The following is a 21,605-nucleotide window of genomic DNA, read 5'->3' as shown; positions in this document are numbered from 1 at the left end:
GTCAACGCAGGGTGAGGCGGGGCTTGGGGGCGTCGGTACGCCCGGTGGGCGGGGTGCGGCTGCCTGCCTGGTAGGGCAGCGGCCAGGGGGCTCCTGGGCCCGCGTAGCCCTGCTCCGCGGCGGCGTGCAGGGTCCAGTGCGGGTCGTACAGATGCGGTCTGGCCAGCGCGCACAGGTCCGTGCGGCCGGCCAGTACGAGGGAGTTGACGTCGTCCCAGGAGGAGAGGGCGCCGACCGCGATGACCGGTATGCCGAGGGTGTTGCGGATGCGGTCGGCGAACGGCGTCTGGTACGAGCGGCCGAAGTCGGGGCGCTCGTCGGGCACGACCTGCCCCGTGGAGACATCGATCGCATCGGCGCCGTGCTCGGCGAAGGCCGCCGCCATCGCCACCGCGTCCTCGGCGGTGGTGCCGCCGTCGGCCCAGTCGGTGGCGGAGATCCGCACCGTCAGGGGCCGCTCGTCCGGCCAGGCCTCCCGGACCGCGTCGAGCACCTCGAGGGGGAAGCGCAGGCGGCCCGGCAGGGAACCTCCGTAGGCGTCGGTCCGTTCATTCGTCAGCGGGGAGAGGAAGCCGGACAGCAGATATCCGTGGGCGCAGTGGAGCTCGAGGAGGTCGAAGCCGCAGGCGGCGGCGCGTCGTGCGGCGGCGGCGAACTCGTCGCGGACGGCGGAGAGTTCGCCGGGTGTCAGCTCGTGGGGGCGCTGGCTGCCGGGCTTGTAGGGAAGGGGGGATGCGGCGACGAGGGGCCAGTTGCCGTCGTCGAGCGGTTCGTCGATGCCGTGCCACATCAGTTTGGTGGAGCCCTTGCGGCCCGCGTGGCCGAGCTGGATGCCGATCGCGGTGCCGGGTGATCGGTCGTGCACGAAGTCGGTGACGCGGCGCCAGGCCCGGGCCTGCTGCTCGGTGTAGAGGCCGGCGCAGCCCGGAGTGATGCGGCCCCGCTCGCTGACGCACACCATCTCGGTCATGACCAGGCCCGCGCCGCCGAGGGCCCGTGCGCCCAGGTGGACGAGGTGGAAGTCGCCGGGGACGCCGTCGTGCGAGGAGTACATGTCCATGGGGGAGACGACCACGCGGTTGCGCAGGGTGAGGCCGCGCAGCCGGAAGGGGGTGAACATCGGCGGGGTGCCGTCCGGGCAGCCGGACTCGCGCTCGACGGCTCGGGTGAAGCGGCGGTCGCGCAGCCGCAGGTTGTCGTGGGTGACGCGGCGGCTGCGGGTGAGGAGGTTGAAGGCGAACTGGTGCGGCGGCTGGTCGAGGTAGGTGGCCAGCTCCTCGAACCAGGCGAGGCTGGCGCGGGCGGCGCGCTGGGTGGAGGCGACGACGGGGCGGCGCTCCTCCTCGTACGCGGCCAGAGCGCTCGCGATGTCCGGCTGTTCCTGAAGGCAGGCGGCCAGCGCGAGGGCGTCCTCGACGGCGAGCTTGGTGCCGGAGCCGATGGAGAAGTGCGCGGTGTGCGCGGCGTCGCCGAGCAGGACCGTATTGCCGTGCGACCAGCGGTCGTTGACGACCGTACGGAAGGCGGTCCAGCTGGAGTTGTTGGAGCGCAGGGACCGGCCGCGCAGGGCGTCGGCGAAGGTCTTGGCACACCATGCGGCGGACTCGCGCGCGTCGGCACGGTCGAGTCCGGCGGCCCGCCAGACCTCTTCGCGCATCTCGACGATGACGGTGCTGGCGCCGGACGGGCCCTGCGGCCCGTGGGGCCCCGTTGCGGGGTGGGCGTCGGACGACGGGGACGGGCGGGAGTGGTAGGGGTAGGCGTGCAGCTGTACGACGCCGTGCTCGGTCTCGGCGATCTCGAAGCGGAAGGCGTCGAAGGCGAAGTCGGCGGCGAGCCAGATGTAGCGGCAGCGGTGGGTGGTCAGCTGCGGGCGGAAGGCGTCGGCGCCCGCGGCGCGGGTGGCGCTGTGCACGCCGTCGGCGGCGATCACCAGGTCGTGGGAGCGGGCCAGTTCGGCGGCGGGCGGCGCCTCGGTGCGAAAGCGCAGGTCGATGCCGAGGTCGCGGCAGCGCCGGTGCAGTACGGCCAGCAGCCGGCGCCGGCCGAGCGCCGCGAAGCCGTGCCCGCCCGAGGTGAGGGTGCGGCCCCGGTGCACGATGTCGATGTCGTCCCAGCGGACGAACTCCGCCTGGAGCGCGCGGTAGACCTCCGGGTCGGCGTGCTCGATGCCGCCGAGGGTCTCGTCGGAGAGGACGACGCCGAAGCCGAAGGTGTCGTCCGGAGCGTTGCGCTCCCAGACGGTGATCTCGCGGGTGGGGTCGAGCCGCTTGAGGAGGGCCGCCGCGTAGAGCCCGCCGGGTCCGCCACCGATGACGGCGACCCGCATGGCTATTTCCCCTGCCACTTGGGCGACCGCTTCTCGGTGAAGGCGGCATGGAATTCGGCGTAGTCGGCGCTGTTCATCAGCAGCGCCTGGGTGGCGGCATCCATTTCGACGGCCGCGGCGAGCGGCATGTCGAGTTCGGCGGTCAGCAGCGCCTTGGTCTGGGCGTGGGCGAGCGCGGGCCCCTGGGCGAGCCGCCGGGCCAGCGCGGCGGCCGCCTCATCGGCGCGGCCCTCGTCCGCCAGCTCGCTGATGAGGCCGAGCCGCTCGGCCTCCGGCGCCCGCACCGCGTCGCCGAGCATCAGCAGCCGGGTGGCATGACCGAGTCCGATGACCCGGGGCAGCAGATAGGCCGCGCCCATGTCGCCGCCGGACAGACCGACCTTGGTGAAGAGGAACGCGAAGCGGGCGGAGGGGTCGGCGACGCGGAAGTCCGCGGCCAGTGCGAGCACCGCGCCGGCACCCGCCGCGACGCCGTGCACGGCCGCGATCACCGGGAACGGGGCTTCCCGCAGCGCCCGTACGACCTGCCCGGTCATCCGGTTGAAGTCCAGCAGCTGCCCGGTGTCCATCGTCAGCGTGGCGCCGATGATCTCCTCGACGTCCCCGCCGGAGCAGAATCCGCGCCCCTCCCCGCCGAGGACGAGGGCGCGTACGGAGCGCTCCCGGGACAGCTCCGCCAGCAGATCCCGCAGATCCGCGTAGGCCTCGAAGGTGAGGGCGTTGAGCTTCTCGGGGCGCGCGAGGGTGACGGTGGCGACCCCGTCGTCCCTGGTCACACGGAGGTGTTCCCAGGTGCTGGTGCGGTGGGCGGATCCTGCGAACGGACTCATCGAGCTGCCTGCCCCCTTCGGCCGGACGGCTGGAGCGTGCGGTTGGGCGCGGTGGAGTGCGGTCGGCTGGGCCGGGATGCGCTGGGACGCGCCGGGGTGCTGCCCTTTGAAGCTATCACCGCTTCATTACCGTCGTCACGAGAACGCAATAGCCCATCGCCCACGACGGGCGCCCGGCCGCACGGTTTGCGCCAGGCCGCCCGGCCGTCCGGCGCGCCCGGCCCCGCCACCCGCGCGCGAGCGTTTCCCGACGCGGGAACCCGCGGTCGCCAGGGCCAAAGGTCCCGCCCGCCGTGTGACCCAGGTCCCACCGATCCCGGCCGCCCGGCCCTGCTCCCGCACCGGCGCGGTTTCTACGGTGGAAGCAGTCCCCCACGGGCCTCTGCGAAGGGAACAGCGCCATGCTGGACACGCCGGAACCGCTTCTCCCCCTCGCCTGGCGGATCGCCCTGCCGCACTCCCCGGCCGCCGTTCCGCTGGCCCGCGCGCTGGTCCGTGCGGCCCTGATCGATTTCCGGGCCGCCACCAGGGGCGACACGGCCGAGCTGCTGACCGCCGAACTGGTCGGCGATGCCGTCGAGCACTCCCGGGGCAGGCACGCCCTCCAGCTGGTGGTGGAGCGGGTGCCGGCCGGCTGTCAGGTGGAGGTGCACGACGGCGATCCGGCGCCGGCGGACGGACGGGCCGGCGGGCCGTCCGCCACCGATGGTCCGGTCCCCGCGCCGCGCACCGGTCCGCACGGCGGGCGCGGCCACGGCCTGAAGCTGATTCAGGCCCTCAGCTCGGCCTCCGGCTGCCGCCCGACGCCGCACGGCAAGGCCGTCTGGTTCACCCTTCCCGCGTAGCCATGACGGGAGCCGGCGCCGCGGCAGCCGCACCGTCCACGACCGGCTCGGCCTGTGCCAGCCGCGACCGGCGGCGCCCGTAGCAGGCGTACACCAGCGCGCCGACCACCAGGAATCCGGCGAATTGCAGCCAGGTCGCCGGGCCGGTCCCGTACATCAGGTAGAGGCAGAAACCGATGCCGAGCAGCGGGCTGACCGGGAAGAGCGGCACCCGGAAGCGACGCGGCAGATCGGGGCGGGTGCGGCGGAGCACCATCACGCAGAGGTTGACCACCGCCATGACCGCCAGCGTCCCGATGGTGGTCAGGTTCATCACCACGTCCAGCGGGACCACCGCGGCCGGGACCGCGAAGACGACCGCGACGATCCAGGTGTTGGCGACCGGGGTGGAAGTCCGCGGCGAGATCCGCTCGAAAACCCCCGGGACCAGGCCGTCCCGCGACATCGACATCAGGATGCGGGTCTGGCCGTACATCACGGCAAGGACGACCGAGGCGATGGCGACGACCGCGCCGAAGGCGATCACGCCGCCGCCGAGCGTCGAGTGGGTGACGTGGTTGACGATCAACGACAGCGCGGCGGGCTGATCGGCCACCTGGTCGGAGGAGAGCGCGCCGATGGCGGCGAGAGCGACCAGGCAGTACAGGACGGTGACCACACCGATGCAGATCATGATCGCGAGGGGGATGTTGCGGCGCGGGTTCTTGACCTCCTCGCCGGCCGTGGTGATCGCGTCGAACCCGATGTACGAGAAGAACGCGACGGAGGCGCCGGAGGTGATGCCGGCGACGCTCTGGGGGGCGAACGGCGAGAGGTGGCCGGCCCGGAAGGCACTGAAGCCGATGACGCAGAACAGCACCAGGACCGCGAGCTTGAGCACAGCCATCGCGGCGGTCGCGCGGGCGCTCTCCCGGATGCCGCGGACGAGGAGCAGGGCCGCGAGCAGCATCACGACGACGGCCGGGATGTTGACGACGCCGCCGTCACCGGGCGGGCTGGAGAGCGCGGCGGGCAGCTGCCAGCCGGTCAGGCTGCCCAGCAGCTCGTTCAGGTACTGCCCCCAGCCGACGGCGACGGCCGACACCGAGATGCCGTATTCGAGCAGCAGGCACCAGCCGACGAGGAAGGCGGTGCGCTCGCCGAGGGTGGCGTAGGCATAGGAGTACGAGCTGCCGGACACCGGTATCGCGCCGCCCAGCTCCGCGAAGGAGAAGGCGGTGAAGACGCAGGTGAGGGCGGCGAGCACGAAGGAGACGATGACGGCGGGTCCCGCCTCGGCGACGGTGTCGGAGAGGCCGACGAAGATGCCGGTGCCGACGATGGCGCCGATGCCGAAGCACACGAGCTGGAAGAGCCCCATGCTGCGCTGGAGGCCGTTGCCTTCGAGGTCCGCGCCGGATTCGGCGACAAGGAGGTCGGGGGACTTGATGCGCAGTCCGGACGGACCTGCGGCGCGCGGGCTCATGGGGTGGATCTCTTCTCTGGTGGTGCGGTGCGCGCGGCGGGGGTGGGCCGCACGCAGTTCGGGGTCCGGACCGGTGGGTCCGAACCCCGTGAGCGGCTCGATGGTAGCCGTTTTGTCCGCATGATCGCCCGTCGAGGCGTATGACTATGCGGTTGAGTGTGCGGCCGGCCGGCCGTGCGCTGCGGCGTCCGCGGCCGTGTGGCGCCCGCCGAGCGGCGTCCGCCTCCGGCGCGCCGAACGGAACCCGCTACCTGCCCAGCGTCGCGACCAGCACCGACTTGATCGTGTGCATCCGGTTCTCCGCCTCGTCGAAGACGACGGAGTGCGCGGACTCGAAGACCTCGTCGGTGACCTCCAGCGACTCCAGCCCGTGCCGCTCATGGATCTCCCGGCCGACCGCCGTGCCCAGGTCGTGGTAGGCGGGCAGGCAGTGCAGGAACTTCACCTCCGGCTTCCCGGTGGCGCGCAGCACGTCCATGGTGACGGCGTACGGGGCGAGCAGCGCGATCCGCTCGTCCCAGACCTCCTTGGGCTCCCCCATGGAGACCCAGACGTCCGTGGTGACGAAGTCCGCGCCGCGCACGCCCTCCGCCACCTCCTCGGTGAGCGTGATGCGGGCGCCGCTGGCGTCGGCAAGCGCGCGGGCCCGGGCGATCACCGTCTCCTCGGGCCACAGCTGCTTCGGCGCCACGATCCGTACGTCCATGCCGAGCAGGGCGCCGGTGACCAGGTAGGAGTTGCCCATGTTGTTGCGGGCGTCGCCGAGGTAGGCGAAGGCGGTCTCCTCCAGGGGGCGGCCGCGGCCGTGCTCGACCATGGTCAGGACGTCGGCGAGCATCTGCGTGGGGTGCCAGTCGTCGGTCAGCCCGTTGAAGACGGGCACCCCGGCGTGCGCGGCGAGCTCTTCGACGTCCGCCTGCCGGCTGCCGCGGAACTCGATGCCGTCGAACATCCGGCCCAGCACCCGCGCGGTGTCCTTGACCGACTCCTTGTGCCCGATCTGCGAACCCGAGGGATCGAGGTAGGTGGTCGAGGCGCCCTGGTCGGCGGCCGCGACCTCGAAGGAGCAGCGGGTCCTGGTCGAGGTCTTCTCGAAGATCAGGGCGATGTTGCGGCCCTTCAGTCGGGCGATCTCGGTCCCGGCGCGCTTGGCGGCCTTGAGTTCGGCCGCGAGGTCGATCAGTCGGCGGAATTCCTCGGCGCTGAAGTCCAGCTCCTTGAGGAAGTGGCGGCCCGTGAGGTCTATCGCCATGGTGGACTCCTGGTTCGCGGCAATCGGGGTGGACGGACTCAGACCTGGAACTATATACGAAGGCCTGCATCTCTATACGGCGCGATACCTCGCCTCCGCGCCGCCTCCCGGGCCTCCCCGTCAGGCCGTTCCCGTCGAACCGGCCCCGTCGAGCCGTTCCCGTCAGGCTGTTCCCGGTACAGCGTCCCGTGTCACGGGGCAGCTCATGCACCGCGGCCCGCCCCGTCCCCTGCCCAGCTCACTCCCGGGGATCGTGATCACCTCGATGCCGCGCTTGCGCAGGAACGTGTTCGTGGTGACATTCCGCTCGTACGCCACGACCACGCCCGGCTCCACCGCCAGCACATTGCAGCCGTCGTCCCACTGCTCGCGCTGCGCGGAGTGCACATCCTGCGTCGGCGTCAGCACGCGGATGTCGTCCAGCCCCAAGGCGGCCGCTATCGCGCGGTGCATATGCTCCGGCGGATGGTCGGTGACCTTGAGGTCCCGCTCCCCCGAGCCCGCCTCGATGGTGTACGAGCGGAGCATCCCCAGCCCCGCGTACTGCGTGAACGTGTCCCCGTCGATCATGGTCATGACGGTGTCCAGATGCATGAAGGCCCGGCGCTTGGGCATGTCCAGCGCCACGATGGTGCGCGCCGAACCCGCCGCGAACAGCCCGCGCGCCAGCAGCTCCACGGCCTGCGGAGTGGTCCGCTCGCTCATCCCGATCAGCACCGCGCCGCTGCCCAGCACCAGGACGTCGCCGCCCTCGATCGTCGAGGGGTAGTCGGCCTGGCCCTCGGACCAGACGTGGAAGTCCTCGCTGCGGAAGAGCGGGTGATGCCGGTAGATCGCCTCGTAGTGCACGGTTTCGCGCTGCCGGGCGGGCCAGCGCATCGAGTTGATCGAGACGCCGTCGTAGATCCAGGCGGAGGTGTCGCGGGTGAAGAGATGGTTGGGCAGCGGGCCGAGCAGGAAGTCGTCCATCTCCATGACGTGGAAGCGGACCGAGGTCGGCTCGGCGTGCCGCTCCAGGAACTCCCGCTTGGTCATGCCGCCCACCAGCGCCTCGACGAGCTCGGACACCGGCAGCTCCTCGAACGCCGCCCGGAGGTGGTCGGTGGCCAGCGGGCCGTACTCCTTCTCGTCGAAGACCCGGTCGAGGACCAGCGTCCGCGCCGCGGGGATCCGCAGGCTGTCGGCCAGCAGATCCCCGAAGAGGTGCACGTCCACCCCCCGGTCCCGGAGCACGTCCGCGAACCCGTCGTGCTCGGCCCGCGCCCGGCGCACCCAGAGCACGTCGTCGAAGAGCAGGGCGTCCTTGTTCGAGGGCGTGAGCCGCTTCAGCTCCAGATCGGGGCGATGCAGAATGACCCGGCGCAGCCGCCCGGCCTCGGAGTCGACGTGGAATCCCATCTCCCCATCTTGGCCGCTCGGAGGCGAGTGGCAACGCTTTCGGGGGATCTTGGCCGATGTTGTGGGGTGACGGCGGGCAGCGCGGCGGAGTGGCACGCACGCTCCGGCCCGACGCCCGGCCGCGCCCCGGCTCCGCCGCCGCCGCGCCGCTACGGGCGCCGGCCCGCGCCGCGGTGCAGGTCCAACGCCTGGTCCGGGTCCGGGAGTTGGCCCGAGTGGCCCGGACGGCCCGTAGCGCGCGGCAAACGCGCCCCGGACCCACCCCCGGACCCCGCTACAGCCGCGGATCCACCGGCTCGGACTCCAGCGCGAGCACGGCGAAGACCGCCTCGTGTACGCGCCACAGCGGTTCGCCGTCCGCCATCCGGTCGAGTGCCTCCAGGCCGAGCGCGTACTCGCGCAGCGCGAGCGAGCGCTTATGGCCCAGGTGGCGGACCCGCAGACGCCGCAGATTCTCCGGGCGGGTGTACTCCGGCCCGTAGATGATCCGCAGGTACTCGCGGCCGCGGCACTTGATGCCCGGCTGGATGAGCCGGCCGTCCTCGCCGCGTATCAGCGCCCGCAGCGGCTTGACCACCATGCCCTCGCCGCCGTCCGCGGTGAGATCCAGCCACCAGGCGGTACCGGCCGCAACCGATGCCTCGTCCTCGGTGTCGACGACCAGCCGACGGGTCGGGGCGAGCAGCGCCGTACGGTCGCCGTCCGGTTCCGCGGACGCGGCCTCGGCCTCCGCCTCGATGAGCCGGTCGATCATGGCGAGCTGGTCGGTGTGCGCAAGCCCGGCCAGGCTGCGGCCCTGGACGGCGAGGATCTGGAACGGGGCGAGCCGGATGCCCGCCAGCGCGTCGGTCCCCGTGGGCCGCTCCGTGCCGACGCGCCAGCAGTAGCGCCGGTAGGCCTCGGTGAACGCGGCGGCGTCCGAGGCCCGGTCCCGCTGCCGGTCGAGCAGTGTCGCCACGTCGACACCCCGCGCGGCCGCCGCCTCCAGCGCCCCGAGCGCGCTCGGGAACACCGCGCCGGACGCCGCACCGACGGCCGCGTACTGCTTGCGCAGCAGACCGGTGGCCTTCAGCGACCACGGCATCAACTCGGCGTCCAGCAGCAGCCAGTCCGTTTCCAGCTCCGCCCACAGCCCGGCCCGCTCCGCGCATTCACGGACCCGCCGCAGAATCCGTTCGGTCGTCTCCCGGTCGTCGAAGAACGGCCGTCCCGTACGGGTGTAGAGCGCGCCCGACACGCCCTCCGCGACGCCGAAGCGCTCGCGGGCCGCGGCCTCGTCGCGGCAGACCAGGACCACCGCGCGGGAGCCCATGTGCTTCTCCTCGCACACGACCTCGCGCACGCCGTCGGCACGGTAGGCGGCGAACGCCTCGGCCGGGTGCTCCAGATAGCCTCCGTCGGCGGCTCCGCCACGGGCTTCATCGGCGGCTCCGCCACGGTCCTCACCAGCGGTTTCGCCGCCGGTCGCGGGGTTGGACGTGGCGCAGGGCGCCATCGTCGGCGGGAGGTAGGGCAGCAGCCGCGGGTCGATCGCGAAGCGGCTCATCACCTCCAGCGCGGCCGCGGCGTTCTCCTCCTTGACCGCGAGCCGGCCCATGTAACGGGTCTCCACGATCCGCCGTCCGGCCACATCGCCGAGGGCGAGCGGACGGCCGTCCGCGCCGCCGGGCGCTTCCGTGGCCAGCGGCTTGACGGGCTCGTACCAGATCTTCTCCGCCGGTACCTCCACCAGCTCGCGCTCCGGCCACCGCAGCGCGGTCATGGCGCCGCCGAAGACGCACCCGGTGTCGAGGCAAATGGTGTTGTTGAGCCAGTTGGCACGCGGGGTGGGCGTGTGGCCGTAGACGACGGCGGCGCGGCCCCGGTAGTCCTCCGCCCAGGGGTAGCGCACGGGCAGGCCGAACTCGTCGGTCTCACCGGTCGTGTCGCCGTAGAGCGCGAACGACCGCACCCGGCCCGACGTCCGGCCGTGGTACTTCTCCGGCAGACCGGCGTGGCACACCACCAGCCCGCCGCCGTCCAGAACGTAGTGGCTGACCAGGCCCTGAAGAAAGCCCGCCACCTCGGCGCGGAAGGCGTCGTCCTCCTTCTCCAGCTGTTCGATCGTCTCGGCGAGCCCGTGGGTGTGCTGGACCTTGCGTCCCTTGAGGTAACGGCCGAGCTTGTTCTCGTGGTTCCCGGGCACACACAGCGCGTGACCGGCCCCGACCATGCCCATCACCAGGCGCAGCACACCGGGACTGTCCGGCCCGCGGTCGACGAGGTCGCCGACGAAGACGGCCGTACGGCCCTCCGGGTGCGCGGCGTCCACGGCCCGGCCGAGTGCGTCGCGCTCCAGGGCGTAGCCCAGCCGGCCCAGCAGGCTCTCCAGCTCGGAACGGCAGCCGTGGATGTCGCCGATGATGTCGAACGGTCCGGTGAGATGACGCAGGTCGTTGAACCGCCGTTCGGTGACGATCTCTGCGGCCTCGACCTCCTCCGGCCCGCGCAGGATGTGCACCTTGCGGAAGCCCTCCCGCTCCAAGTGCCTTATCGAGCGCCGCAGTTCGCGCTGGTGGCGCTGGATGACCCGGCGGGGCAGCCCGGCCCGGTCGGCGCGCTGCGCATTGCGTGCGGCACAGACCTGCTCGGGTACGTCCAGCACGATCGCCACCGGCAGCACATCGTGCTCCCGCGCCAGCCGCACCAGCTGGGCGCGGGCCTCGGACTGCACATTGGTGGCGTCGACGACGGTCAGCCGGCCGGCCGCCAGCCGCTTGCCCGCGATGAAGTGCAGCACGTCGAAGGCGTCGCCACTGGCGCCCTGGTCGTTCTCGTCGTCGCTGACCAGGCCGCGGCAGAAGTCGGAGGAGAGGACTTCGGTCGGCTTGAAGTGCCGGGCGGCGAAGGTCGACTTACCGGAGCCGGTGGCTCCGACCAGCACCACGAGTGAGAGGTCGGGCACGGCGAGCGTGCGCGGCGCCCGCTCGGCCCGAGGCTGCGGCCGGCGCTCCCCCTCCTGCGCGCGCCCGCTCTCCTGCTGGTCCTCGTGCTGCTGGTGCTGCTTCTCGTCCTCGTACTCCGTACGGTCGGCGTCCGTCATGCCGCGGCCTCCTTTCCCCTCATCGACCTGCCGCTTTCCTTGCTCCCGCTGTTCCCGCTGTTCCCGCTGTCACCACTGTGCGCGCTGGAACCGCTGTTTTCGTCCCCACCGCCGTTTTCGTCACCGCTGCCGTTGTCGGAACCGGCGTCGCTCCCGTGGCCACCGCCGTCGTCACCGGCCAGACGGAAACGGGCGAGCTGGGTGGGCGGCCCGACCTCGGGGTCCTCCGGGCCCACCGGGCCGAAGGTCACCGCATAGCCGTGCCGGGTACCGACCTCCTCCGCCCACCGCCGGAACTCGTCCCGTGTCCACTCGAAGCGGTGGTCCGCATGGCGTACGTGACCGGCCGGCAGCGACTCCCAGCGCACGTTGTACTCGACGTTCGGCGTCGTCACCACGACCGTCCGCGGCCTCGCCGACCCGAACACCGCGTACTCCAGCGCCGGCAGCCTTGCCGGATCCACATGCTCGACGACCTCGCTCAGCACCGCCGCGTCATACCCCTGGAGCCTGCCGTCGGTGTACGCCAGCGACCCCTGTACCAGCCGTACGCGTTCCGACTGCCGCTCGGACATCCGGTCCAGCCGCAGCCGGCGCCGCGCCTCGTGCAACGCCCGCATCGAGACGTCCACCCCGACGATCTCGGTGAACTGCCGCTCCTTGAGCAGCGCGCCGACCAACTGCCCCTGCCCGCAGCCCAGATCGAGCACCCGAGCCGCCTTGGCCGCACGCAGCTCCGCCAGGATCGCCGCCCGCCGCTGTACGGCGAGCGGTACCGGTTTCTGCTCGGTGTCCACCTCCTCGTCCACTGCGTTGTCGATCTCCTCGCCGTCGACGTCATCCGCCTCGGCGAGCCGCTCCAGCGCCAGCCGTTCGATGGCCCGGTTCGTCAGCGCCCAGCGCCGGGCGAGATAGCGGCCGACGATCAGCCGCTGCTCGGGGTGGTCCTCCAGCCAGCCCTGGCCGGCCAGCAGCAGCTTGTCGACCTCGTCGGGCGCGACCCAGTAGTGCTTGGCATCGTCCAGAACCGGCAGCAGCACATACAGATGCCGCAGCGCCTCGTCCAGCCTGCGCTCCCCCTCCAGGACGAGCCGCACATAGCGCGACTCGCCCCACTCCGGGAACGTCCCGTCCAGCGGCAGCGGTTCCGCGGCCACCGTCCAGCCCAGCGGCTCGAAGAGCCTGCGCACCAGCTCCGCCCCGCCCCGGGCCGGCAGCACCGGCACCTCTATCCGCAGCGGCATCGCCCGCCCGGGCAGCTCCGGCCGCGCCTTGCACTGCCCCTTCATCGCGCTGCCGAAGACGCCGCGCAGCGCCACCGCCAGCAGCGAGGATGCCGCGTACGGACGGTCGTTGACGTACTGCCCGAGCGCCGAATCCGGAACGCCACCGCGGCTCTTTCCCTGACCCCGGCGGACCAGGGCGACGGCATCGACCTCCAGCAGCAGCGCCGCCGTGCACTGTTGCTCGTCGGCCTCCGGATAGAAGACATGCGCGACCCCGTGCGCAGTCGAGAACTGCTGGGCATTGTCGGGATGTTTGTGCAGCAGGAATCCGAGGTCGGTCGCGGGACGGTCGGCGCTGCCGTTGGTCGATATCGTCAGGAACACACGCCCGAGTATCGCGTCACGGGTTCCGGTCTTCCCACCCGTTTTCCGGCGCTGCCCGCCCACAACCGCGACCACGACCGCAGTCCGGTGCCGGCTCAACCCGCCGTCGGCTCGGCCCGATGCGAGCTCAGCCCGGTGTGGACTCGGCCCGACGCCGGCTCAGCTGCGACTGCACCTTGGTGGAGATCAACTCCAGGTGATCCAGATCGTCGAGGTCCAGCATCTGCAGATAGATCCGGGACGCGCCGACGGCGGCATACCGACCGATCTTGTCGACGACCTCGTCGGGCGAGCCCGCGAGGCCGTTGGCCTTGAGTTCCTCCACCTCCCGTCCGATGGCCGCGGCCCGCCGCGCCACCTCGGCGTCGTCCTTGCCGACGCAGACCACAAGGGCATTGGAGTACACCAGGTCGTCGCCCTTCCGCCCGGCGGCTTCGGCGGCCGCCCGCACCCGTCCGAACTGGCGCTCACTGTCTTCGAGCGAGGCGAAGGGAATGTTGAACTCGTCCGCGTACTGCGCCGCCAGCCGCGGCGTGCGCTTCGCACCGTGTCCGCCGACGAGCACCGGCACCTTGCGCTGGGCCGGCTTGGGCAGCGCGGGCGACTTCTCCAGCTGGAAGTGCTTGCCGTCGTAGGAGAACTCCTTTCCTTCCTCGGTGGCCCACAGGCCGGTGATGATCTCCAACTGCTCTTCCAGGCGCGCGAACTTGTCCCTGGGGAAGGGAATGCCGTACGCCCTGTGCTCCTCCTCGAACCACCCCGTCCCGAGGCCGAGTTCGACCCGGCCGCCGGACATCTGGTCGACCTGCGCCACCTGAATGGCCAGCACACCGGGGAGCCGGAAGGTGCCCGCCGTCATCAGGGTGCCGAGGCGGATGCGCCGGGTCTCCCGGGCCAGGCCGGCCAGCGTGATCCAGGCGTCCGTCGGGCCGGGAAGCCCGTCGGCAATGCCCATCCGCAGATAGTGGTCGGACCGGAAGAACGCGTCGAAACCGAGGTCCTCGGTGGCTTTGGCGACCGTAAGAAGAGTGTCGTAGGAAGCGCCCTGCTGGGGCTCCGTGAAGATGCGTAGATCCATACCTCCATCCTGCACGTTTGACGACAGGCCAACCGTCAGGGCCGGGCGATGCACCAGGTCGGGTCACCCCCGGCCGGCACGGGCCTGCCGACGGCGATGACGGCGGTGACGGTGGTGTCCTGCGTGATCGCTGGGGTGTTGGCCACGGAAGCGGGAGTGGCGGGGCGGTGGCCGTGGCGTCCGCGGTGGCTTCGGCGGAGGCGGGTGGGGACCGCCTCGGGCGTGGGCGTGGAAGTCGGTTACGGGAGGGAAGCGGGCGGCAGCGATCGCCGTGCCATCGACGGACGGCATACCGCGCCGTCGTGGTGCGGACGGGCCCGTCGTCCGTCAGGCGAGGTTGCGCTCGCGCGCCTCCAGCTTTTCCAGTATTCCGGCCACGTGGTCCCTCGACTCATCGGCCGTGTCCATGGCCTCGACGCAGGTCCAGTACATCCCCTCCTCGTCCGCCGAGCACACCACGCTCACCAGCGCCTCGCAGACCTCTTGCAGTAATTGGCACAGGCCGGTCAAAGCGGCCTTGACATCGCGCACTTCGGACAGCTGGGCCGCCCGCAGCCCCTCGGTGGTCGGCGCCTGGCACAGCAGTCCCCCGCTGAACTGCCCGCCCGCATCACCCAACCCCTGGGCTCTGGAGCGCACTTCATACGGCCCCACTATCGCGAGATGACTGCCTATCGCTTCCGCCAAGGCCTGCGACTGCCACGCCTCGACGATCACGTCCTGGATCGTGCTCGCACGCGCCAGATCGCGCCGGCTGGCCGCGATGATCCGCACCGCGTCCATCTGCGCCCCCTCCCTTCCTCATCACTCGCTGTTCACCCCGCACCCTTTCCACTACCCAGAGTGAGGGTGAACACCCAAAAAAGCCAGAGGATTTCGCAAATCTGTGGACAACCAAGGCGTTGTGGAAAGATCGATGACTCCATAGAGTGACGAAACGCGCGCCCGCGCCCGCTCCTCCCCCTCAGGTCGCCCTGCCCTCGCCAACAACACTGCCATCACAAAGCACTTGAATCTTCGACGACACTCCTGTCACACGGATCAACGAGATTCTCGTCGATCGCGCCCCGGCACGCAGGAGGGAGGAAGAGGGGCAAAAGGACGAAGCACAAGGACGAACTCCCGCGACGCCCCCTCGCCGACTCAGCCCTCTCCCCCCGTACGCCCCTCGCTCCCGCCCGGCCGGTCCGGCCCCGCCGGGCGGACCGGCGGGAAGCGGGACTCGTTGCGTTCGATCTTCGCGGCGAGCGCCGTCAGCGCATCGATTTCCAGCGCCTCACAGAACTGCAGCAGATACGCCAGCACATCCGCGACCTCGTCCTCGACCCGGCCGGCCGCCTCGGGGTCGGACATCACCGCCGCCGACTCCTCCGGGGTCAACCACTGGAAGATCTCGACGAGTTCGGCGGCCTCGACGCTCAGCGCCGCGGCCAGGTTCTTGGGCGTGTGGTACTGCTGCCAGTCCCGGGCGGCCGCGAATGCGGCCAGCCGTCGCTGCAGGGCATGAAGATCGTCGCTCATACCCCTAGGTGTAGCACCCGCACACCGGGCAGTCCGTCGGCTACCGACGGGTCGCCTACCGCCCCCAGCAGCCGGACGTGCCCGCGCTCGGCCATCCGTACGGCCAGCGACACCAGCTCGCGCGCCTGCCGGCGGTCCATGCAGCGGTCCAGTCCGTCCGCCATCACGGTCAGCTGCTGGTGCGCCGGCGGGATCTCCCCCACCGGATCCATGGCCAGCACCCCGGGTCCGGTGAGCAGAACCAGCGCCAGCGCGAGAAACCGCAGCTCCCCATCGCCGAGCTGCTCGACCGGCATCATCCCCAGCGCGCCCCGGTCGACCAGGGCCCGCACCCCCGCAGACGCGGGCGCCGGCCGCGCCCCGCCCGGGCCCTGAGCCGTCCGCGTCGCCACTCCGCCCTGCGCCTCCCGCCCCTCCGGTCCACCGCCCCGCGAACCCGATGCCGCCCCCCGCGCGGTCGGCCGTTCCCCGGCGCTCCCGGCCCCGGCACCCTCCCTCGCCCCCGCGCCGACATCCGCACCGCCCGTCTCCCGCGGGACCGCGTGCAGCCCGTCGACGGGACCCGCGCAGGCCTCCCGTACCGCCGCCACCAGGAGCGCATGCCGTCGCCTGCACTCGCGGCTGGTCCGCTCCAGCACCGCCGGGAGGTTCTCGCAGGACGACCGCAGTCGCCCCTCCTCCGACTCCCCGTCCCCGTCCCGGCCCCAGCTGCCGGCCGCGCCGCCCCGGCTCCCCGCCCGCCCCCGGGCCCGCGCGTCCCCGCCCGCCGCGCCCACCGACGTCGTGGCGACCGCCGCCGCGGCCACGTCGGCCACAGGGGGCGCGCCGCTGCCCGCCTCCCGCATGACCTCCGGCCGGGGGTCGCACACGAAGGCCGACCGCAGCGCGACCACGACCTGTTCGGCCGCGGCCAGGACGAGTTGCTGCCCGGCGGTCTTGCCGGCGACGCGCAGCGGCAGGAGAGAGGTGCCCAGCCGGTCGTCGGGCAGCGGCGCGCGGGTCACCGGTGTCGAGCCCGCCGTGTGCCAGGCCGCCTGCACCGCGCGGCGGGCCGGGTCGGTGAGCGCCGTGGTCAGCAGCGTCTCGCCGCCGCCGGTCAGCCTTTCGCCGACGATGCGGAGTTCGGGTTCCGCCTGCACGGCGAGATCGAGGTGGACGGGGCCGACCGGGCCGTCGACCGTGCAGCCGATGCGGAAACCGCGCCGCCCCTGTTCGTCGGGGCGCGCGCCCGCCGGAATGCACGCCGCCGCGCCGCCCGCCACCGTCCCCACCGCCCGCGCCAGCGGCTCTCCGCTGCCGAGCCGGGAGAGGATCTCGTACGCCTGCAGCGCGCTGGACTTGCCGCTGCCGCTCTCACCGCTCAGCAGGGTCAGCGGGCCGATCGGCAGCGTGACGCCGCGATGGTTCTTGAAGGCGGAGAGCCGTAATTCGGTGACCGCCGGTCGTGCACTGTCAGTGTTCATATGGGGACGCTATGCAGCGACCCGAACGGAGAACCGTTACGCCCAACAGCTCTTCCTACGAACGGGGGACGGCCCCGGCGACGGGTTCGGCCACCTCGGTACCGATCGGCGCGAGGAGGAAGACGTTGGTGTCGACGCGGTGCATTCCGCTGCCGAGGCCGAAGACGACACCGCTGGAGAAGTCCAGGATGCGCTTGGCGACGTCGGTGTCGGCGCCGCTGAGGTCGAGCAGGACCGGGATCTGCACCATGAGGTACTCGGCGACCTCGCGTGCATCCGCGAAGGTCTGGACGCGGAGGACCATGAACCGGCGCTTCTCCTCCGTCGGTTCGTCCTCGGGGAGGGCGCGGTGATCGGGCCAGGACGGCCATCCACTGCCGCTGCGGAGCGGGACGACCTCGGCGAGCCCTTCCCACTGCTCGTCGGTGGCATCGGGGCCGTTCACCGAATCACCTCACTCAGAGGGGCGCTGGCCTTCTGCGGTATCTGCATCGCTCTGTACATCGGTATCTGCATCGCGCGAATTCTACCGATAGACATACAAAGCTCGGCGGACGCGACACACGCGGCGTCACATCCCTGTCCCATCCTGCACCATGGTTCTCGAGCGGCGCGGACAGCCTCGGCAGATGGTGGGTCGAGTTTCTGTGTGCCCGTTCATCCGGGCTTGTGAGGGAACGGGTACCGGCGGGGCGGGTTCCGGCCCGCCCCGCCGGCTACCTCCGCCGTGCTAGCGCTCGGCATCCTCCGGGTACCAGCGGAGCTCCACGGTGTTGCCGTCGGGGTCCGCTACGTAGATGGACTGCGCATCGCCGCGCGCGCCGTACCGGTCGACCGGCCCTTCCAGCACGGTGAACGCGCCCGAGTCGATGACCGCCTGCCAGTCCAGCGGATCGACGACCAGACAGATGTGGTCCACATTGGACTCGCCGCGGGGCTTTTCGACCAGATCGATAATGGTCGTCGGGCTCACCCGCACCGACGGGAACGGGGCATCACCGGCCCGCCACTCACCCACCCGGACCGGCTCCAGGCCGAGTGGCCCGCAGTAGAACTCCAGCGCGCTCTCGATGTCCCGCACATTGAGCACCAGGTGATCGAAGTCCTTGACTCGCATGAGGCTTTGCATGAGACAGGCAACCTTTCGTCAGGGGATCAGAAGCAAGATCAGGGTCAGGATCCCGTGCGGTCCGGACCGGCGGCGGGGCGGGGTGGGAACGGAATCTCTGCCAGCACGGGAAGGAGCGACTCCTCTTCGTAGTCGAGGTGGGCTCGCAGCTCCTGCGTCATCCGGTCCAGTTCGGTGCGGAAGCGGGCGGGGTCGGCCGTGGCGACGTCGGACAGCAGGGTAAGGAGTTCGCCCTTGATCCGTGCGACCGTACGGTGCTCGTCGGAGAGCCGCTGGAGGGCGTCGCGCAGATGAGGATGATGCTGGGCGAGAGCGGGGAAGATGTGCGCGTCCTCGCTGGTGTGGTGGAACTCCAGGGACTCGCAGAACGCCAGGCAGTGCTGGCGCAGTTGCAGCCCCAGTCCCGGTGCGGGCGGTTCGCCGGGGCCGTGGTGGGCCGCCCGCGCGGCGAAGTGGGCCTCGGCCTCGTCGCGTACATGCTGCAGTTGCGCGCGCAGCCAGGCGTGGACCTCGAGGAGCTTGTCCGCGAGGTTGGTGACCTCGCGGGGCGCCTCGCCCGCCTCGGGCTCGGAGCGCTGCAGCATCACGACCGGCAGGATGCGCTCCGTACGGGCCTGATAGTCGGCGTATCCGGAGGCCACCCGTACCACTTGCTCGAACAGCCGGTCCCGCCGCGCGCCCTCGGCGGGGACCGCTATCGCCGCGAACGTCTCGGTACCGACCTCCACTTCCACCATGGGGTGGGCGAGCAGGTTGTGGTACCAGGCGGGGTGCTGGGGCGCGCCGCCGGCGGACGCGATGATCAGCAGCAGGTCGCCCTCGCGGAAGTACGCGAGCGGGACCGTGTGCCGCTTGTCCGACTTGGCGCCGGTGGTGGTCAGCAGGAGCAGGTCACCGCCCTCGAAGGGGCCACCGACCCTGCCTCCATTGGCGCGGAACTCCTCGATTATCGACTGGTTGAAGGGGTTGGCGTGAAGGGGGCGACCGGGGTGGTCGGCGTGGTGGGAGGGGCTGGGGGAAGGGTGGTGGGACGACGGTGTTTCGGTCATGCGGTGTCGGTTCTCCAGACAGGCTGATCACGGCGTGCTGCGCAGCCGTGTGCGCGGCGAGGTAGGCGCTGCACGTGGTGCGCGGCGCGCAGTGGCGCGTGCGGCCCCTCGTCCGGAACCGGCCGTTGCCGGGGGACGGGTCGAACCGTCGCTCGTGGCGGCATGGCACGGCATGGCACGGCGCGGTGGCACCGAGGAGGGAAGGGGCGACGCGTGGACGCGCTCGCGTCAGCGGCAGACGCTCAGATGCTGATGCTGATGCTTAGAAGCAGATGCTCAGATGCGGGGTGCGGAGTATGAACTCATGGCCGGCCCCTCGAGGAATGGTGGTCGCCCAACTACCGACCGGCCCAGTTCTCTTTGGTCGGCGTCACGCGCCACACGGATCATTACAGCCACCCGTCCGTGGTCTGTCAACGCGGAGCCTTGCGGTACCACCATTCCGACCTGCGTCGGCGCTGGCCTTGACGTCAAGGTCAAGGTCTACCGTCCATCGGGACCGGCCGAGGACGGACGACCGGCACAGAGACGACTGACACGGAAGGGGCACGCAGATGCGGATCGGCGATCTGGCGCAGCGTGCGGGGACCACGGCCCGTGCCTTGCGCTACTACGAGTCGCGGGGCCTGCTCACCGCCGGGCGTGACGGCAACGGCTATCGCGAGTACGGCGAGGACGATCTGCGCGTGCTGCGGCAGATCAGGGTGCTGCAGGACCTCGGGTTCGAGCTGGAGGACACCCGCCCGTTCGTGGAGTGCCTCCAGGCGGGGCATCCGACAGGAGACACGTGCCCCGCCTCGATCGACGTCTACCGCCGCAAGCTCGCCGAACTCGACCGCTGCATCGCGGAACTTCAGGACGTACGGGAATCGGTGCGGCGGCAGCTGGGGCACGCGGAGGCGGGGGACGCTCCGGAGCCCGGGCCCGCGCCGGCACCGCTGTGCGAGCTCTCGTCCTTCCACCGGCCGGCCGCGACCGCACCTACACACCAGGAGAACTGATGCCCCATACATACGACGCCACCGTGTTGTCCGTAACGGACGAGACATTCGAGGAGGAGGTGCTGCGCTCCGAACTTCCCGTCCTGGTGGACTTCACCGCCAGTTGGTGCCCACCGTGCCGGATGATCGCGCCGGTGCTGGCGGAGATGGCCGAGGAGGAAGCGGGACGGCTCAAGATCGTTCTGCTGGATGTGGACAGCAATCCGGTGACGCAGAGCGGCTACGGCGTGCTGTCGATGCCGACGCTGATGGTCTTCCGCGCGGGCGAACCGGTGAAGTCGCTGGTGGGGGCGCGGACGAAGCGGCGTTTGCAACAAGAGCTTGCGGATGTGGTGTGACATGCGTGGCCGGCCACGGTGAGCAGAAGCATTCGGCTTGCGCTCCCTTGACAGCCCCCGGCGGGCGGAGAAGCCTGGCGGGCGGGTTGTCCCGGTGATTGCCGGGATACGGGGAAATGCGGAATCCGGGGACGGGGGAAGCATGGTCGGGTCTGCTTCCGGGGCTGGGGCTCCGGCTGGGGCTGATTCTGGAGACGGTTTTGCGGCTGCGCATGGCGCGATCGGGCGGCGGGCGGCGCGGCGGGTCGTCGGGCTCGGCACCGGTCTGGCGCTGGTGCTGGTGCCGTTGGCGGGGTGTTCGGCGGACGGCGGAACGGCGGACGGGGCGGGCGGATCCGCGAGCCCGGCGGCCGGGGCGTCGCCCTCCGTGAGCCCCACACCGACCGTCGAACCCGCCGCCTACCGCCGTACGCTGACCACCGCCCTCGGGCCGCTCACCGGCGCGCTGCGCGCGGTCGACCGGGCGCGGGAAGGCGGCGCGCTGAACAAGGCGCTGGAGGCGGCGGCCGACGAGGCGGATGCGTCCGCCGAGGCATTGGACGCCGCCCGGACACCGGACGACGCCAGAGCGGAGAACGGCCGACTCGCCTCCTCGCTGCGGGCCCTGGGGCGGGATCTGCGAAGCGCTCACGGTGACGGTGGCCGGTGCGCCACCTCGCCGCGCGTCGCACTCGGTACGGCCGCGGGCCCCAAGGACGTCAAGAAAGCGGGACGCGCACTCGCCGCCCTCGGCTACGACGTCACGGTGCGGCTGCCGCGTACGGAGCGGGCCCGGCACCGCCGGCTCGGCAACGGCGCGTTCGTCCGCGACGGCAGCCGGGGCGGCCTGGGGCGGTTGGTCATCAACAACGGCACCGGAACCGACGCCGTGGTGACGTTGGCCCGGGGCGAGCGGACGGCGTTCTCGGTGTACGTCCGCGAGGGCACCGATGCGACCGTGCGGAGCGTCAACAGCGGTTCGTACACGGTGTATTTCACCACCGGCGAGGACTGGGACGGCGGCAAGCGGTCCTTTACGCGCGAGTGCAGTTTCCAGAAGTTCGACGACAAGGCGGACTTCCGGACGGCTCAGGTCGCGGGCGGCACGCAGTACACGGTGCTGAGTTTCACGCTGAACAAGGTGATCGGCGGCAATGCGACCACAAGCGAGGTGCCGCCGGGGCAGTTCCCCTCGTAGCGGCACCCCCGCGAGGCGTCTCGTCGGTGCCTGGGTAG

General features: G+C 71.4%; 18 protein-coding genes. 4 read left to right on the top strand and 14 right to left on the bottom strand.

The features are described 5' to 3' along the window. Position 1: 1 nt before the first annotated feature. Entirely contained in the window at positions 2 to 2,329 is a 2,328-nt protein-coding gene (locus ACIGWZ_RS35605; protein WP_400071717.1) for a bifunctional salicylyl-CoA 5-hydroxylase/oxidoreductase, read from the bottom strand. A gap of 2 nt (positions 2,330 to 2,331) precedes the next feature. After that, a complete protein-coding gene (locus ACIGWZ_RS35600; RefSeq protein WP_400071498.1) occupies positions 2,332 to 3,159 on the bottom strand; it encodes an enoyl-CoA hydratase family protein in 828 nt (275 codons plus the stop codon). A gap of 401 nt (positions 3,160 to 3,560) precedes the next feature. Between ACIGWZ_RS35600 and ACIGWZ_RS35595 the strand changes: the two genes are divergently transcribed. Then, positions 3,561 to 4,004, top strand: a complete 444-nt coding sequence (locus ACIGWZ_RS35595; protein WP_400071496.1) for an ATP-binding protein — start codon at positions 3,561 to 3,563, stop codon at positions 4,002 to 4,004. Here ACIGWZ_RS35595 and ACIGWZ_RS35590 read toward each other — a convergent pair. The 12 genes from ACIGWZ_RS35590 to ACIGWZ_RS35535 all read right to left on the bottom strand — a co-directional run bounded on the left by ACIGWZ_RS35590 (position 3,988) and on the right by ACIGWZ_RS35535 (position 19,051). Next, positions 3,988 to 5,469: an amino acid permease gene (locus ACIGWZ_RS35590; protein ID WP_400071494.1), complete on the bottom strand. Its 1,482-nt coding sequence runs from the start codon at positions 5,467 to 5,469 to the stop codon at positions 3,988 to 3,990. The genes ACIGWZ_RS35595 and ACIGWZ_RS35590 overlap by 17 nt on opposite strands. Positions 5,470 to 5,716: 247 nt before the next feature. Continuing rightward, positions 5,717 to 6,721, bottom strand: a complete 1,005-nt coding sequence (argF, locus tag ACIGWZ_RS35585; protein ID WP_400071492.1) for an ornithine carbamoyltransferase — start codon at positions 6,719 to 6,721, stop codon at positions 5,717 to 5,719. Positions 6,722 to 6,883: 162 nt separating this feature from the next. Next, positions 6,884 to 8,119, bottom strand: coding sequence for an arginine deiminase (locus ACIGWZ_RS35580; RefSeq protein ID WP_400071490.1), 1,236 nt, complete (start codon positions 8,117 to 8,119; stop codon positions 6,884 to 6,886). A gap of 274 nt (positions 8,120 to 8,393) precedes the next feature. Further along, a complete protein-coding gene (locus ACIGWZ_RS35575) occupies positions 8,394 to 11,201 on the bottom strand; it encodes a polynucleotide kinase-phosphatase (RefSeq protein ID WP_400071488.1) in 2,808 nt (935 codons plus the stop codon). Beyond that, entirely contained in the window at positions 11,198 to 12,811 is a 1,614-nt protein-coding gene (locus tag ACIGWZ_RS35570) for a 3' terminal RNA ribose 2'-O-methyltransferase Hen1 (protein ID WP_400071486.1), read from the bottom strand. The genes ACIGWZ_RS35575 and ACIGWZ_RS35570 overlap by 4 nt, the downstream gene beginning before the upstream one ends. A 127-nt stretch (positions 12,812 to 12,938) precedes the next feature. Continuing rightward, complete coding sequence (locus ACIGWZ_RS35565) at positions 12,939 to 13,889, bottom strand: LLM class F420-dependent oxidoreductase (RefSeq protein WP_400071484.1); 951 nt, start codon at positions 13,887 to 13,889, stop codon at positions 12,939 to 12,941. Positions 13,890 to 14,216: 327 nt separating this feature from the next. Next, the gene (locus ACIGWZ_RS35560) at positions 14,217 to 14,672 is read right to left on the bottom strand and encodes a DUF6099 family protein (protein WP_400071482.1); all 456 of its coding nucleotides are present in this window, start codon (positions 14,670 to 14,672) and stop codon (positions 14,217 to 14,219) included. Positions 14,673 to 15,032: 360 nt separating this feature from the next. After that, entirely contained in the window at positions 15,033 to 15,410 is a 378-nt protein-coding gene (locus ACIGWZ_RS35555) for a nucleotide pyrophosphohydrolase (RefSeq protein WP_400071480.1), read from the bottom strand. Next, positions 15,407 to 16,873 (bottom strand): biotin transporter BioY, encoded by a 1,467-nt coding sequence (locus tag ACIGWZ_RS35550; RefSeq protein WP_400071478.1) that lies wholly within the window; start codon positions 16,871 to 16,873, stop codon positions 15,407 to 15,409. Before ACIGWZ_RS35550 ends, ACIGWZ_RS35555 begins: the two co-directional genes overlap by 4 nt. 55 nt (positions 16,874 to 16,928) lie before the next feature. After that, the gene (locus tag ACIGWZ_RS35545) at positions 16,929 to 17,318 is read right to left on the bottom strand and encodes a cell division protein SepF (protein ID WP_400071476.1); all 390 of its coding nucleotides are present in this window, start codon (positions 17,316 to 17,318) and stop codon (positions 16,929 to 16,931) included. 285 nt (positions 17,319 to 17,603) lie between these two features. Further along, on the bottom strand, positions 17,604 to 17,990 hold the full coding sequence (locus ACIGWZ_RS35540; RefSeq protein ID WP_400071715.1) for a VOC family protein: 387 nt from the start codon (positions 17,988 to 17,990) through the stop codon (positions 17,604 to 17,606). A gap of 56 nt (positions 17,991 to 18,046) precedes the next feature. After that, positions 18,047 to 19,051, bottom strand: coding sequence for a nitroreductase/quinone reductase family protein (locus tag ACIGWZ_RS35535; RefSeq protein ID WP_400071474.1), 1,005 nt, complete (start codon positions 19,049 to 19,051; stop codon positions 18,047 to 18,049). A gap of 554 nt (positions 19,052 to 19,605) precedes the next feature. Here ACIGWZ_RS35535 and ACIGWZ_RS35530 point away from each other — a divergent pair. The 3 genes from ACIGWZ_RS35530 (at position 19,606) to ACIGWZ_RS35520 (ending at position 21,567) form a co-directional block, all read left to right on the top strand. Next, positions 19,606 to 20,052, top strand: a complete 447-nt coding sequence (locus tag ACIGWZ_RS35530; protein ID WP_400071472.1) for a MerR family transcriptional regulator — start codon at positions 19,606 to 19,608, stop codon at positions 20,050 to 20,052. Then, positions 20,052 to 20,390, top strand: coding sequence for a thioredoxin (trxA, locus tag ACIGWZ_RS35525; RefSeq protein WP_400071471.1), 339 nt, complete (start codon positions 20,052 to 20,054; stop codon positions 20,388 to 20,390). Before ACIGWZ_RS35530 ends, trxA begins: the two co-directional genes overlap by 1 nt. A gap of 367 nt (positions 20,391 to 20,757) precedes the next feature. Beyond that, positions 20,758 to 21,567: a hypothetical protein gene (locus tag ACIGWZ_RS35520; protein WP_400071469.1), complete on the top strand. Its 810-nt coding sequence runs from the start codon at positions 20,758 to 20,760 to the stop codon at positions 21,565 to 21,567. Positions 21,568 to 21,605 lie beyond the last annotated feature (38 nt).

The sequence above is a fragment of the Streptomyces sp. NPDC053427 genome (assembly GCF_044544985.1).
Lineage (GTDB): Bacteria > Actinomycetota > Actinomycetes > Streptomycetales > Streptomycetaceae > Streptomyces.
The sequence above is the reverse complement of the archived record's forward strand: the minus strand, read 5'-3'. Positions and strand labels throughout refer to the sequence as shown.